At 64.2% G+C, this 14,557-nt stretch carries 9 protein-coding genes and 1 pseudogene; 6 read left to right on the top strand and 4 right to left on the bottom strand.

Translation table 11 applies throughout. The features are described 5' to 3' along the window. The first annotated feature begins 163 nt into the window (after positions 1–163). The 6 genes from DEJ54_RS10790 (at position 164) to DEJ54_RS10765 (ending at position 9,209) form a co-directional block, all read left to right on the top strand. A complete protein-coding gene (locus DEJ54_RS10790) occupies positions 164–1,252 on the top strand; it encodes a diguanylate cyclase (protein ID WP_113154568.1) in 1,089 nt (362 codons plus the stop codon). Positions 1,253–1,587: 335 nt separating this feature from the next. After that, positions 1,588–2,472: an endonuclease III gene (nth, locus tag DEJ54_RS10785; protein WP_162742255.1), complete on the top strand. Its 885-nt coding sequence runs from the start codon at positions 1,588–1,590 to the stop codon at positions 2,470–2,472. Positions 2,473–2,491: 19 nt separating this feature from the next. Continuing rightward, a complete protein-coding gene (locus DEJ54_RS10780) occupies positions 2,492–3,373 on the top strand; it encodes an ImuA family protein (RefSeq protein ID WP_245447497.1) in 882 nt (293 codons plus the stop codon). Between the two features lie 13 nt (positions 3,374–3,386). Then, a complete protein-coding gene (locus tag DEJ54_RS10775) occupies positions 3,387–4,877 on the top strand; it encodes a DNA polymerase Y family protein (protein ID WP_113154566.1) in 1,491 nt (496 codons plus the stop codon). Further along, complete coding sequence (locus DEJ54_RS10770) at positions 4,874–8,200, top strand: error-prone DNA polymerase (RefSeq protein WP_113154565.1); 3,327 nt, start codon at positions 4,874–4,876, stop codon at positions 8,198–8,200. The genes DEJ54_RS10775 and DEJ54_RS10770 overlap by 4 nt, the downstream gene beginning before the upstream one ends. A gap of 79 nt (positions 8,201–8,279) precedes the next feature. Continuing rightward, positions 8,280–9,209, top strand: coding sequence for a carbohydrate kinase (locus tag DEJ54_RS10765; RefSeq protein ID WP_113154564.1), 930 nt, complete (start codon positions 8,280–8,282; stop codon positions 9,207–9,209). Between the two features lie 279 nt (positions 9,210–9,488). Here DEJ54_RS10765 and cysQ read toward each other — a convergent pair whose 3' ends face one another. The 4 genes and pseudogenes from cysQ to DEJ54_RS10745 all read right to left on the bottom strand — a co-directional run bounded on the left by cysQ (position 9,489) and on the right by DEJ54_RS10745 (position 14,553). Next, on the bottom strand, positions 9,489–10,292 hold the full coding sequence (cysQ, locus tag DEJ54_RS10760) for a 3'(2'),5'-bisphosphate nucleotidase CysQ (RefSeq protein WP_113154563.1): 804 nt from the start codon (positions 10,290–10,292) through the stop codon (positions 9,489–9,491). Between the two features lie 85 nt (positions 10,293–10,377). Continuing rightward, complete coding sequence (cysN, locus tag DEJ54_RS10755; RefSeq protein ID WP_113154562.1) at positions 10,378–12,297, bottom strand: sulfate adenylyltransferase subunit CysN; 1,920 nt, start codon at positions 12,295–12,297, stop codon at positions 10,378–10,380. Positions 12,298–12,299: 2 nt separating this feature from the next. Continuing rightward, positions 12,300–13,217, bottom strand: a pseudogene (cysD, locus tag DEJ54_RS10750) (sulfate adenylyltransferase subunit CysD); the annotation flags it as partial. 217 nt (positions 13,218–13,434) lie between these two features. Further along, on the bottom strand, positions 13,435–14,553 hold the full coding sequence (locus DEJ54_RS10745; protein WP_113154560.1) for a DegT/DnrJ/EryC1/StrS aminotransferase family protein: 1,119 nt from the start codon (positions 14,551–14,553) through the stop codon (positions 13,435–13,437). Positions 14,554–14,557 lie beyond the last annotated feature (4 nt).

The following is a 14,557-nucleotide window of genomic DNA, read 5'->3' as shown; positions in this document are numbered from 1 at the left end:
CGGAAATACGCGAACAAGTTGAAGAACCGGGCTTTGCACTGGAACTTCTTGTGTTTACGCTGCCTTGTCATACATACTGAGTATCAGGCGAAGTAATGGCGGGCTGCATTTTCGCACGCAAATCGTTGTTTCTTTTGGTGAGGCGTCTGCGGAGATTGACCTGATGGACATGGCTGCCCTGGCATCCGAGTTCCTGCAAGGCTTGGGAATTGCGGTCATCGCCGCGCTTCTTTACGAACGCGCGGCCCGGCTTGCGCTGACATCCTTACAGCGCAGCCTTCTCGTCTCCGCGCTTTTCTCCGTGGGCTCCATCGGGCCTGCCCTCTTCACCGCACACGCCTCCTCCGGCCTTTCTTTCGACATCGGCAATGTGTTTGTCGTTCTCGCCATGACCTATGGCGGCTGGATCACGCTTGCCATCACCTCGGCTGTCGCGATCCTCGGTCGCATCTGGCTTGGCGGCGCAGGCGTGGCGAGCGGCATTGTCGCCGTCCTGATCTGCAGCCTGGTGAGCCTGGCTTTCGCGCAGATGGTGAAAGGCCGGCGCGTTTCCATGGTCGCGCTCGCCGGCGTCGGTCTTCTGACATCGGTCTCCCTGATTTCGGTTTTCCTCATGCCGTGGGAAACGGCCATGCGCACCTTGGGCGAAGTCGCACCGGTTGCTATTGTGGCCAATGTGATTGCCGCCATCGTGATCGGCCGCATTCTTGAATTGCAGCGCTCGCATTTCGGACCACGACGCTTGAAGGAGGCACCGATGGGCACCACGGATACGGCAACCGGGCTTTTGAACCGGCGCGTCTTCGACAAGCTCGGACCGGAGCTCGCAGCCGCCATGAACTGGGCCGGACAGCCCTATTCCATGGCGCTCATCGACATCGACGAATTCGATCAGGTGCTTGAGGAACACGGCCACGCTGCCGGTGAGCAGGCCCTGCGCCATGTCGCGTCCGTCGTCCAGTCAGCCGTTCGCCAGACGGACATGGTCGCCAGCTTCGGCGGGCAGGCCATTGCGCTTGTGCTGCCGGCCTATGACGCCGAACGCGCCTTCGGCCTTGCCGAACGCATCCAGACCGCCGTTTCCGACACGCCCTTCAATCTCGACGGGATCGAGATCCCGCTTACCGTGAGCGTCGGCCTGCACACGCCGCTGCCGCGTAAGGAGAGCTTCTGGATCGCGCTCGGTCAGGCCGACACCGCCCTCAACCGCGCCAAATCCACAGGCCGCAACCGTCTGGAAGTCGCTATTTGATGAAGGCGTCTGCCCGTTTCGTGGGCAGCCTGCTCTGACGCGCATCATGGCCGGTGCGAGAACGAAACACGCCCGCTTGGACAGATAACGGCAACACACTGAAAAATCAGAATAAAGCCCAGGCGAACTGCGACTGGCACGCTTGATGCTTTCAGTATGGCAGGGTCCAGAGGGGACACTGCTGAAAGCGTCGTCAGAACGCTGGAGCGGGCCGTCAGACAGCGCGCGTCTGCCGTGGGACCAGCTGTCTGGCGGCCTTTCGTTTTCCTCAGCTGTTCTCAGCCCGATGGTAGAGAACGATTGATTTGTTCCCTATTTGTTCTTATCATGCGGGCATGCAATACACCCTGCCCCTTGCACCTTTCGACCGGATTGCAAGCCTCCATCAGCGCTTGCTGGCTGTCTTCGGACCGCCCTCGGATTTCGTGCGTCTCGACCCGATAAGCCAGATGATTCTGGCGATGCTCAGCGGCAGAACGCGCAATGAAACGGCGCTCGGGGTTTTCGCCGCTCTGGTCGAGCATTTCGAAGTGGCGCAGCACAGAGGCTCCTGGCAGCGTCTGGCCGAAGCATCCTCCCACGAACTCGACCCGCTTCTTGAAGGCGTCACCCACCCCGAGCGCAAGGCCGAGGCCCTGCCCCGCGTCCTGCAGGAAATCGCCAGCCTGCGCGGCGCGCTCGATCTCGGCTTCCTGCATGGCTGGCCGGTGGAGAACGCCCTTGCCTGGCTGGAACGGCTTTACGGCGTCGGCCCCAAGACCAGCGCTGCCACCCTCAACATGAGCACCCTGCGCAGGCGCGTTCTTGTCGTCGACACGGCGCACTGGCGCGCAGCGCGCTGTCTTGGCCTCGTGCCCGAGCAGACGTCGCCCGAGCGTTCGGTCCGCCTTCTCAACCGCCAGCTTCCCAATGGCTGGGAGGCTTCCGACACTGAAGAACATCACATCCTCATGCAGGATCTCGGGCGGACGTTTTGCGCCCGCAGCAGCAAAGCTTCCTGCCCTTTCACAAATGTCTGCGCTGGCAGTGCCACGCCTCAGCGCACACGCCTTCTGGAAGAATGGCTGCGCGATGCGCCGCCCGCGCACGCCCTGCCGGGCGCAGGCGTGAAGACGAGTCAAATCAGTCCCTTGAAGGAAGATGCTGCGAATTTGAATCAGGGCGCTTCCGGCGCGCCGCCACCGGTGCAGACCGTGTCGGCATCCGCCGCGTCCTGTTAGTGCGTTCCGGAGTTGCGTCATGAAACACAGGTTCGAGATAGAGGCCTTACGCCGCCGCATCGCCCCTCAGGAAAGGCTGACGCCCAACGCCCGCCCCGCGCTTGGGCTGGGCGCAGAGGCACTTGACGCCGCCCTTCCCGCCCACGGCCTCAAGACCGGCGCGCTGCATGAAATCCTCCCGGCCACCCATGGCGATTTCGCCGCCGGCGCGGGCTTCGGCATCTGTTTTCTGGCGCGTCTTCTCCGCCAGCGCCCCGGCCCCATTCTCTGGGCTGTGCCCGCGCATCTGGCAAACGGCGAAGGCGCGCTCTACCCGCCCGGTCTGGCAGCCCTCGGGCTTGACCCGAACCGGCTGATCAGGATCGAGGTGCGCAAGCCCATCGACATTCTGTGGGCGCTGGAGGAAGGGCTTTCCCATGCGCCGCTCGCCGCCGTCGCCGGCATCCTGCCCGACAGCGCCCGCGCCTATGATTTCGCCGCCAGCCGCCGCCTTGCCCTGCGCGCCGCGCGCCACGGCGTCACCGCCCTCATCCTGCGCGGGCGACAGGCTTCAGCAGAGGGCACGGCGGCCGAGACCCGCTGGTCCGTCGCATCGCTTCCCGCAGCGCCCGCCTCGCCCAGCCAATCCTCAGGCCAATCCTCAGGCCAATCATCGGGCCAATCCTCATATTCGGGTGCGCCGCGCTGGCGGCTTGCGCTTCTCAAATCAAGGCAAGGGATGTCCCGCCGTTTCTCAAGCGGCTGGGATGTCGAGTGGGATCATGACACGCTTTCTTTCCGTCTTCCTGCCCCGCTGGCCGATAGAACGCCGGCAGGAGCGACCACAGGGGCAACACCATGGCCACATGACGCCGGGCGCGCCAGCTCCAGATTGCCCCCCGAATGGGCAGAAGCCTCATGAGGACGCGGCGCTGGTGCTCGTCACCACCACGGACAATGGCCAGCGCATCACCGCGCTCAATCAGGCGGCCGAGGCGCTGGGCTTTTCGCCCGGCATGGCGCTGGCCGATGCGCGCGCCATCCACCCCGCCCTGCAGGTCGCCCATGCCGATCTTCAGGGCGATGAGCGCGCCCTCATAAGGCTGGCGCTCTGGTGCCAGTGTTTCTCGCCGCTGACGCGTCCCGACTTTCCCGACGGGGTGAGCCTCGACATTGCCGGCTGTGCGCATCTCTTCGGCGGCGAGACCGCCCTCATGGAAACGCTGGCGAAAAAGCTTGGCCGTTTCGGCCTCACCGCACGGCTGGCGCTGGCGCCCACCATCGGCGGCGCCTGGGCGCTTGCCCGCCACGCGCCCGATGATCGCCTTGCCGTCACCCGCGCCACCCTCGCCGGGCACATGGCGCCGCTGCCCGTCTGCGCCCTGCGGCTGGAGGAGAGCACGGTCAAGGCGCTTGAAAAGCTTGGCCTCAAACGTATCGGCGATCTCATCGGCAAGCCGCGCGCGCCGCTGGCGTCGCGCTTTGGCCCGCTCGCGCTGCGCCGGCTGGACGAGGCGCTTGGCCATGAGGAGGAAAGCTTTCGCCCCCTCAATCCGCCCCATCTGCATGCCGCGCAATGCCGTTTCGCCGAGCCCATCGTCACGCAGGAAGCAATCGGGATCGCCATCGGCCGCCTCACGCGCGACCTCTGCGCGCTCCTTGAAAAGGCCGGCAAGGGCGCGCGGCGCGTGGAGCTGCGGCTGTTCCGCGTCGATGGCTGGTTCGAGGCCCTGCCGCTCGCAACCAGCACCCCCACGCGCGATGCAGCACATCTCGCCCGCCTTCTCGGCGAGCGGCTCGACCGCATAGAGGATCGCGCCGGCTTCGGCTTTGAGGCGGCCAGCCTCACCGCCTTTTCCGTGGAAACGCTCGCCATGCGGCAGGAGGATCTGGGCGACGACGCCATGACCATGCGCGATGGCGACGACGCCATGACCATGCGTGACGGCGACATCGCCCTGCTGCTTGACCGGCTGGTCAACCGGTTCGGCGCGCGCAATGTCACCCGCGCCGAACCCCATGCGAGCTTCCTGCCCGAGCGCGCCGCCCGCGCCGTCTCCGTGCTCAAACCCGCGCAAAGCCACGACTGGCAGGCCCATGCCCGCTGCATTCAGGATGGCGCGGCCTTTGCCCGCCCCCTCTTCCTCTTTGCCGTGCCGGAGCCCGTCACCACGCTTGCCGGCGTGCCCGATGGCCCGCCCACCCGTTTCGAATGGCGGCGCGTGGCCCACCTTGTGACGCGCGCCGAAGGGCCGGAACGCATTGCGCCTGAATGGTGGCGCGCGCCACTCGGGGCCAGCCGCAAGACACGCGACTATTTCCGCATCGAAGATGAAGCCGGCCGCCGCTTCTGGCTCTTCCGCGACGGGCTTTATGAGCGCGATGAAGAAACCCCGCGCTGGTTCATCCACGGGGTCTTCGCATGAGCGCGCAATCGTCAAGCCCCATCCCTCTGACCACCGGCTCAAAGGCCGACACCGCCGAAACGCCCCCCAAAAAGCGTTCCGCGCCACCGGCCCCGCCCTTTGCAGAGCTCGGCGTCACCAGCAATTACAGCTTTCTGCGCGGCGGGTCTCATCCCCGCGAGCTGGTTGCCGAAGCCGCCCGGCTTGGCCATGCGGCCATCGGCATTGCCGACCGCAACACGATGGCTGGCGTCGTGCGCGCGCATGTGGAGGCGAAGGCGCAGAAGATCCGCCTTGTCGTCGGCGCGCGACTGGTCACGCTGGACGATTTCGAAACGCTCTGCTTCCCAACCGACAGGGATGCCTATGGCCGCCTGACGCAGCTTTTGACCGATGGCAACCGCCGTGCACCGAAAGGCGAGTGCCACCTCCATCTGGGCAATCTGGAACAGCTTGGCGCGGACCAGCGCTTCATCGCCATGCCGCCCTATGATTACGGCTCCGATTTCGAGGAAAACCTGCGCCGCCTCGCAGCCCTCTTCCCCGGCGATGTGTTTCTGGCGCTCACGCCCCACCGGAGGGCCAATGATGGCGCGCGCCAAGAGCGCCTTGCCGCGCTTGCCACGGCCTGCGGCACCCCGCTCATCGCCACCAATGACGTGCTCTACCACACGCCGGCCCGCCGCCCCCTTCAGGATCTCCTCACCTGCATCCGCGCGCACTGCACCATCGACGAGGCCGGTTTCCGGCTGGAACGCAATGCCGAGCGGCACCTGAAAGCGCCTGCGGAGATGGCCCGCCTGCTGCGCGGCCACGAAGACGCCATCGCCCGTTCCGTGGCGCTCATGGATGAATGCCGCTTCTCGCTCGATGAACTGCGCTTCGACTATCCGAAGGAATCGAGCGGTGAGAGCGCCACCCCGCAGGAGGAGCTGGAACGCCTCACCTGGCTTGGCGCAAAAGTCCGTTTCGACGGCGTGGTTCCGCCAAAGGTCGCCGGCATGATTTCCCATGAGCTGAAGCTCATCGGCCAGCTTGGCTACGCCGCCTATTTTCTCACCGTGCACGACATTGTGAACTTCGCCCGCGCACAGACCCCGCCCATCCTGTGCCAGGGGCGCGGCTCGGCGGCCAATTCTGTCGTCTGTTTTTGCCTTGGCGTCACCTCGGTCAATCCCACCGAGATCGACCTTCTGTTCGAGCGCTTCATCTCCGCAGAGCGCGGCGAGCCGCCGGACATCGATGTCGATTTCGAGCATGAGCGGCGCGAAGAGGTGATGCAGTACATCTATGACAAATATGGCCGCCACCGCGCCGGGCTGGCCGCCACCGTCATCTCCTACCGCACGCGCAGCGCCGTGCGCGAGGCCGGCAAGGCCATGGGCCTGTCGCCCGATGTGGTCGCCGCAATGACCGGCCTTGTCTGGGGCCATTCCTCGCGCACGCCTGCCGGCGACCAGGTGCGCGAAGCCGGTCTCGACCCCACCGATCCACGCCTGCGCCAGACCCTCGTTCTCGTCAGCCAGCTGATCGGCTTCCCCCGCCATCTCTCCCAGCATGTGGGCGGCTTCGTGCTCACCCATTCGCCCTTGAGCGAAATCGTGCCCATCGCCAACGCCGCCATGAAGGACCGCACCATGGTGGAATGGGACAAGGACGATCTCGACGCGCTCAACATCCTCAAGGTGGATGTGCTTTCGCTCGGCATGCTCACCTGCCTGCGCAAGGGGTTCGATCTGTTGCGCGATCACTATGGCGAAGAGCGCACGCTGGCCACCGTGCCCCGCGACGACCGCCCCACCTACGCCATGATCCAGCGCGCCGACACGGTTGGCGTCTTCCAGATCGAAAGCCGGGCGCAGATGTCCATGCTGCCGCGCCTGCGACCGGAAAATTTCTATGACCTCGTGATCGAGATCGCCATTGTCCGCCCCGGTCCCATTCAGGGCGACATGGTTCATCCCTATCTGCGCCGCCGCAACAGGGAAGAGAATGTCGATTATCCTTCCGAAGAATTGCGCGCCGTGCTCCAGAAGACCCTCGGCGTGCCGCTCTTTCAGGAACAGGCGATGAAGATCGCCATCGTCGCGGCCGGCTTCTCGCCGGAAAAGGCCGACCGGCTGCGCCGCGCCATGGCCTCCTTCCGCCGCACCGGCACAATCGACCAGTTCCGCGAAGACTTCATCAAGGGCATGCTCACCAATGGCTATGAACCCGACTTTGCCGAGCGCTGTTTCAACCAGATGAAGGGGTTCAGCGATTACGGTTTTCCCGAAAGCCATTCGGCCAGTTTCGCGCTGCTCGCCTATGCCTCCTCCTGGCTCAAATGCCACTATCCGGATGTCTTTGCCTGCGCACTTTTGAACTCCCAGCCCATGGGGTTTTACTCCGCCTCCTCCATCGTCCGGGATTTCCGCGATCATGGCGGCGAGACACGCCCCGTCGACATCAACCGCAGCGACTGGGACCACACGCTGGAACCGGCCTCGAGAAAGGGCGCGATCCGCCATGCGGTGCGGCTTGGCCTGCGCCAGGTGGATGGCATACGCGAGGCCGCAGCGCTGAAGATCATGGCCACGCGCGGCGCGGGCTTTGCCACCGTGCGCGACCTCTATTTCCGTTCCGGCATCGACATGTTCTCCTTGCGCCGGCTTGCCGAGGCGGACGCCTTCCGCTCACTCGGGCTCGACCGCCGCGCTGCCCTCTGGGAGGTGCGCGGCCTGAGCGGCCATCAGGGCGTGCGTGCGGCAGCCGAGGAACTGCCGCTCTTCGCCAGCACCAAAAACACGGAAGAAACACCCCTTCAGGCCGAAGAGAGCGTGGCGCTGCCGGAACTTCTTCCCGGCGAGCAGGTGGTAGAGGATTACGGCACGCTCAGCCTTTCTCTCAAGGCGCATCCCGTTTCCTTCCTGCGCCAGCAGCTCAAGGAACGCCGCATCGTGGAAACCCGCGCCCTCGCGGATATCCCGGCCGGGCGCTTCGTGCGCGTTTCGGGCCTCGTTCTGGTGCGCCAGCGCCCCGGCACGGCAAGCGGCGTCATCTTCATGACGCTGGAGGATGAAACCGGCATTGCCAACGTCATCGTCTGGCCGCGCGTCTTCCAGCGCTTTCGCCGTATCGTGTTCGGCGCGCGCATGGTCACCATCGAGGGCATTCTGCAGAAAGAAAGCAATGTCATCCATGTGGTCGCCCGCCGTCTGCTCGACACGACGCCGGAGCTTCTGGCCGCCATGTCCGATCCGGGCGCGGACGCACAGGCGGCGGAAAAGCCCGCGACCGCGCAAAATCTCTGGCGTCACCCGCGCGATGTGCGTGTTCTGCCCAAGGGCCGCAACTTCCATTGATAAGGCCCCGCGCATCCTGCATTGCCAAGCCGCCCGCCGCCCGCTACTCCCGATGGGCAAAACGAACGGGAGGCACGTCATGATCCTTTGTTGCGGCGAAGCGCTGATCGACATGCTGCCGCGCCAGTCGAGCGACGGCGAAGCGGCCTTTGCGCCCTATACCGGCGGCGCGGTCTTCAACAGCGCCATCGCCATTGCCCGCCTCGGCGTGTCCTGTGGCTTCTTCACCGGCCTCTCGGACGATCTCTTCGGTCGGATGCTGCGCGAGAAGCTTGAGGAAAGCCATGTGGATCTTGGCCTTGCGCAGATTTCCAGCCGCCCCACGACACTCGCCTTCGTGACCCTTACCGCCGGTCAGGCCGAATACGCCTTCTATGATGAAAGCACAGCCGGCCGGATGGTCTCGCCCGACGACCTGCCCGCCATCGGCACAGATGTGTCGGCCCTTCTGTTCGGCGGCATCAGCCTCGTGTCAGAGCCCTGTGGCTCGGCCTATGAGGCGCTGATGGCGCGCGAGGCTGCGGGCCGCGTCATCATGCTCGACCCAAACATCCGCCCCGCCTTTATCACCGATGCAAAAAGCCACCGCGCCCGCATTGAGCGCATGCTTGCCCTGTCCGACATCGTGAAAATCTCCACCGACGATCTTGCATGGTTCGGCGAAACGGAAAGCACCGACGCGATCGCCGCGCGCTGGCTGGCGCGCGGGCCCTCCCTCGTCATTGTCACCGATGGCGGCAAGGGCGCGACGGCCTACACGAAATCACAAAAGCAGTTCGTCGCGGCACGGCCCGTCACCGTGGTCGACACGGTCGGCGCCGGCGACACGTTCAACGGCGCGCTTCTGGCGGCACTTGAGATGGCGGGGCTTCTGACGAAGGAGAAAATCGCCGCACTCGGCGCTGAAGAGATTTCAGAAGCAATGACCTTCGCAACCCGCGCCGCCGCCATCACCGTGTCACGCGCCGGCGCAAATCCCCCCTGGAAGGAAGAGCTGACGACGGCCTGACAGGACAGTCAGTTGAAAAAGCCCGGGCCCTGCCTTCCCTTCCCATCAAGGAGCGCCGCAGTTTCGGCCATCCTCCTTCTCCCCGTGTGCGGGGAGAAGGTCCCGGCAGGGGGATGAGGGGCCGCGCAAGCCTCGCCGCACGGCAGCCACCCCCATTCAAAACCTGGCACTGATCACAATTGCAGGTGCCCGCCCCTCATCCTCACCTTCTCCCCGCCAGCGGGGAGAAGGAGGCGTTGACGGCTGCGCCTACCACAACAGCGCCCCAAAGGCAGGATGCTACCAGCCCGCCCCTTCGGCAACGAATGACGGGCTCACAAAGGCTTCCAGCCCCTCGCCGCCCTTCGGCCCATAAGTGAGCGGCGCGCCGTCCAGCGTGTGCGCCATGCCGCCTGCCGCGCGCAGCACGGCGTCACCGGCCGCCGTGTCCCACTGCATGGTGCGGCCGAAGCGCGGATAGAGATCCGCATCGCCGCGCGCGATCATGCAGAATTTCAGCGACGAACCGATGGAAACCGTCTCGGCATCGGGATGGCGGGCGATGAAGGCGCGGGTTTCGTCGGTACAGTGCGAGCGGCTCGCGACAATCGCAGGCGGCGTCCGGCGCGGCCGCGCCCTGATCGTCCGCCGCTCCTGCGGCTTGCCACCCACCACCGGAATTTCAAAAGCAGCCCCCGGACGCGCCGAATAAAGCAGATCGCGCGCCGGCGCATAGACAACACCCGCCACCGGCTCGCCATTGCGGATCAGGCCGATATTGACGGTGAAATCCGGACGCCGCGCAATGAATTCGCGCGTGCCATCGAGCGGATCTACCAAAAGGAAATTGCCATCGCCGCAGGCCGGAATGACGCCACCGGACGCGGCCTCTTCAGAAACGCAGGGCGTTCCCAGCCCCACATTCCGAAACCCGTCGAGGATCACCCTCTCCGCAGCACGGTCGGCTGCCGTCACCGGCGTATCGTCGGCCTTCTGCTCCACCTCGAAGCCCGCCTCGTAGTGCTGCATGATCGCAGCCCCCGCCGCCAGCGCGAGTTCTTCAAACAGCGCCAGAAGCGCCGCGTCGTCCTTCATCATGCCCATGGGCCAGTCAGTCTTTCCACCAGAGCATCGGACCGAAAATCGGAAACCGGCTTTTGGTTGTTCCGATGCCCTTCTTCAATTCAGATCAGCAATGGCCACGTTCCTTGAGCCAGGCCTCGATTTCGTCGACCAGCTCTTCGGGCGCGCGGGCCATCGTCTCGATGTGGATATCAGCCCTTTCCGGCGTCTCATAGGGGGAATCGACGCCCGTGAAGTTCTGTATCTCGCCATTGAGCGCCTTGGCATAGAGCCCTTTCGGATCACGCCTCGCGCATTCTTCAAAGGGCGTGTCCACGAAGACCTCCACAAACTCGCCCTCGGTCATCAGTTCGCGCGCCATGCGCCGCTCGGCCCTGAAGGGCGAGATGAACGAGACGAGCACGATCAACCCGGCATCCGCCATCAGCTTTGCCGTTTCGGCCACACGGCGGATGTTCTCCACCCGGTCCTCGTCCGTAAAGCCCAGATCCCGGTTCAGCCCGTGGCGAACATTGTCACCATCCAGAACATAGGTGTGGCGGCCGGCTGCATGCAGTTTCTTTTCCAGAAGGCTGGCAATGGTCGACTTGCCGGAGCCCGAGAGCCCGGTGAACCACAGAACCGCCGGTTTCTGGTGCTTCAGCTCCGCGCGTGACTGGCGCGTCACGTCGAGCGCCTGCCAGTGGATGTTCGCTGCGCGCCGCAAAGGCCGCTGGATCATGCCCGCGCCGACCGTCGCATTGGTCAGCCGGTCAATCAGGATGAAAGCGCCCGTGGTGCGGTTATCGCTGAAAGCGTCAAAGGCAATCGGCGCCTGAGCTGAAAAATTGCACAACCCCACCTCGTTCAGATCGAGGCTGGTTGCCGCTTCCTCGGCAAAATTGTTGATGTTCCGTCGATGCTTGAGCTGGCTCACCGTCGCCGAAACCTCATCCGTTTCGGTGCGCAGAATGTAGGAGCGCCCCGGCAGGAGCGGCTTTTCATCGAACCACACAAGCGTCGCGGAGAACTGATCGGCCACATGCGGGCGCGCCTCCGGCGTCACCAGCATGTTGCCGCGCGAAAGCTCCACCTCGTCCTCGAGCAGAAGCGTCACCGCCTGCCCCTCCGAGGCAACGTCGAGATCGCCATCCTGCGTGACGATGCGGCGGATGCGCGTCTGCTTGCCCGACTTGGCGACCGTCACCCGCTCGCCGACGCCGATGCTGCCAGCAGCCACCGTGCCCGAGAAACCGCGAAAATCAAGGTTCGGCCGCGAGACATACTGCACGGGAAAGCGAAACGGCTTACCCTCCGCCTCGGCCTCGATGTCGACCGTCTCCAGATGCTCCAGCAGCGACGGCCCATCATACCAGGGCGTCTTGCCCGACGAGCGGATGACATTGTCGCCATAGCGCGCCGACATGGGGATCGGCTGGATCGTCGTGAAGCCGAGCTCTTCGGCAAACGCGCGATATTCCGCCGCGATGCGCTCGAACACGGCTTCGTCGAAGCTGACAAGGTCGATTTTGTTCACCGCCAGAACGATGTGGCGAATGCCCAGAAGCGAGGCGATCATAGAGTGTCGGCGCGTCTGCGGCAGGATGCCCTGCCGCGCGTCCACCAGCACGATGGCCACATCCGCGGTGGATGCGCCGGTTGCCATGTTGCGCGTGTACTGCTCATGGCCCGGCGTGTCGGCCACGATGAATTTGCGGCGCGGCGTGGAGAAGAAGCGATAGGCCACATCGATGGTGATGCCCTGCTCGCGTTCGGCCTCCAGCCCGTCGACCAGCAGTGCGAAATCGATCTCGTCGCCGGCCGTGCCGTGCTTGCGGGAATCATTTTCAAGCGCTGCCAGCTGGTCCTCGAAGATCAGCTTGGTGTCGAACAGGAGACGCCCGATCAGCGTCGACTTGCCGTCATCCACCGAGCCGCAGGTCAGGAACCGCAAAAGCCCCTTGTTCTCCTGCCCGGCCACATAGTCGCGGATATCGACCAGAGCATCGTCATCTTCACGCAGAAGCGCTGTGTTGGCGGTCAACATGATCAGAAATACCCCTCGCGCTTCTTCTTTTCCATGGAGCCCGCCTCATCGCGGTCGATCAGACGCCCCTGCCGTTCAGACGTGCGGGCCGTCAGCATCTCGCCGACGATTTCCTCGAGCGTGGCAGCGGTCGACGGGATCGCGCCCGTCAGCGGGTAGCAGCCAAGCGTGCGGAAGCGCACCAGACGCTCCTCCACCTTCTCGCCCGGCTGAAGGCGCATCCGGTCGTCATCGACCATGATGGTCATTCCGCCCCGATCCACCACCGGCCGTCTGGCGGCGAAATAGAGCGGAACGATGGGAATGTTTTCCTGCAAGATGTATTGCCAGATGTCCTGCTCGGTCCAGTTGGAGAGCGGAAAGACACGGATCGATTCACCCTGCGCCACGCGCGTGTTGTAGATCTTCCACATTTCCGGCCGCTGGTTCTTTGGGTCCCAGCCATGGCCTGCGGAGCGGAACGAGAAAATGCGTTCCTTGGCGCGGCTTTTCTCTTCGTCGCGCCGCGCACCGCCAAAGGCGGCGTCAAACCCGTATTTGTCCAGCGCCTGGCGCAGCGCCACCGTCTTCATCACATGGGTGTGCGTGTTGGAGCCATGATCGAACGGATTGATGCCGTCGCGCACGCCCTCCTCGTTTACATGCACCAGAAGTTCAAAACCCTTTTCGCGCGCCATCCAGTCGCGAAATTCGATCATCTCGCGAAACTTCCACGTCGTGTCCACATGCAGGAAGGGGAATGGCGGTTTGGCCGGGTAGAACGCCTTCATCGCCAGATGCATCAGCACGGACGAATCCTTGCCGACGGAATAAAGCATCACGGGCTTTGAAAAGGTCGCCGCCACTTCGCGGAAGATGTGGATCGCCTCGGCTTCCAGCCTGTCGAGATGGGTAAGGGCTGCCGGCATGTTTTCGCCTTCGCGTCTTTGTCGCTGCGGCCGGAGCCTCTACGGCTTCCGGATCCTGCCCTTGGGGTACCATGCGGTTTTCGGCCCTCTCAAGGCGCGCACGCCCAACCTCACCCCGGTTTGCGAGGCGCTTTTTGCGTTGTTTCCGGCAAAGGGGAAAAGGCATTTCAGAATGCAAAAAAGGCCCGTTTTCACGGGCCTTTTCGATGTCTTGGAAGCAGTCGTCAGCCTATTCGGCGACAGCGCTACGGATGGTCTCGATCACACGATCCTGGTCGCTCTCGGCGAGATAGGGGTGCATCGGCAGGCACAGAATGCGGTGCGGGAGGCTCTCCGAAATGGCGAGACCACCCGGCGCTTTCGCATGCATCTCATAGGCCTTCTGCAGGTGCAGCGGCTTCTCGTAATAGACAACCGAAGGAATGCCCGCCTCGCCAAGGCGCTTGCGCACCAGGTCCCGCTTCCCGGTCTCGATGGCATATTGCGCCCAGGCCGAGCGATGGCCCTTCGGCGTCACCGCCACCTTCACCACATCGCCAAGGCCTTCGGCATAGCGTGCAGCAACCTTCTGGCGCGCTTCCATCTCGTCTTCGAGGATCGCCAACTTCTCGATCAGGATCGCGGCCTGGATCGTGTCGAGGCGCGAATTCAGGCCCACGCGCACATTGTCATACTGGCTTTCGCCCTTGCCGTGGAAGGCGATGGAGCGCAGCACATCGGCCAGCTCGTCATCATCGGTGAACATCGCACCGCCGTCACCATAACAGCCCAGAGGCTTGGCCGGGTAGAAGCTGGTGGACGCCACATGGCCGAACGCACCGCAGCGCTTGTTGTTGAGCGTGCCGCCGATGGACTGGGCGGCGTCCTCGATGATGCGCAGACCTTCACGCGCGGCAATGCCTTCGATGGCTCCGTAGTCGGCAGCCAGACCAAAGAGATCGACCGGGATCACCGCCTTCGGCGTCAGTCGGCCTTCCGCCTTGATGTGGTCGATGGCGGCCGTCAGGCTCTTCGGGTCCATATTGTAGGTGTCGGCGTCGATTTCCACGAAAACCGGCTCTGCACCGGCCAGCGCCACGACTTCGGCCGTCGCTGCAAAGGTGAAGCTCGGGCAGAACACCGCGTCGCCCGGTCCGATGCCATAGGCCATCAGCGGCATGAGCAGGGCGTCGGTGCCATTGGCGCAGGCGATAACGTGCTTCGTGCCCACATAGGCCGCGAGCTGCTCTTCAAGAGCGCTGACTTCCGGCCCAAGAATATAGCGCCCTTCGGCAACAACCTTGTCGATTGCGGTCGCCAGTTTGTCCTTGATGCGCTCACGCTGAGCGCCGAGATCGATGAATTGCATTTGT

Source organism: Nitratireductor sp. OM-1 (genome assembly GCF_003296175.1).
In the GTDB taxonomy this organism is placed as follows: domain Bacteria; phylum Pseudomonadota; class Alphaproteobacteria; order Rhizobiales; family Rhizobiaceae; genus Nitratireductor; species Nitratireductor aquimarinus.
The sequence above is the reverse complement of the archived record's forward strand: the minus strand, read 5'-3'. Positions and strand labels throughout refer to the sequence as shown.

Excerpts from the sequence above, each read along its gene's own strand:
- DEJ54_RS10790 (WP_113154568.1), top strand. The coding sequence starts at position 164 with ATGGACATGGCTGCCCTGGCATCCGAGTTCCTGCAAGGCTTGGGAATT.
- nth (WP_162742255.1), top strand. The coding sequence starts at position 1,588 with ATGCAATACACCCTGCCCCTTGCACCTTTCGACCGGATTGCAAGCCTC.
- DEJ54_RS10780 (WP_245447497.1), top strand. The coding sequence starts at position 2,492 with ATGAAACACAGGTTCGAGATAGAGGCCTTACGCCGCCGCATCGCCCCT.
- DEJ54_RS10770 (WP_113154565.1), top strand. The coding sequence starts at position 4,874 with ATGAGCGCGCAATCGTCAAGCCCCATCCCTCTGACCACCGGCTCAAAG.
- DEJ54_RS10765 (WP_113154564.1), top strand. The coding sequence starts at position 8,280 with ATGATCCTTTGTTGCGGCGAAGCGCTGATCGACATGCTGCCGCGCCAG.
- cysQ (WP_113154563.1), bottom strand. The coding sequence starts at position 10,292 with ATGGGCATGATGAAGGACGACGCGGCGCTTCTGGCGCTGTTTGAAGAA.
- cysN (WP_113154562.1), bottom strand. The coding sequence starts at position 12,297 with ATGTTGACCGCCAACACAGCGCTTCTGCGTGAAGATGACGATGCTCTG.
- DEJ54_RS10745 (WP_113154560.1), bottom strand. The coding sequence starts at position 14,553 with ATGCAATTCATCGATCTCGGCGCTCAGCGTGAGCGCATCAAGGACAAA.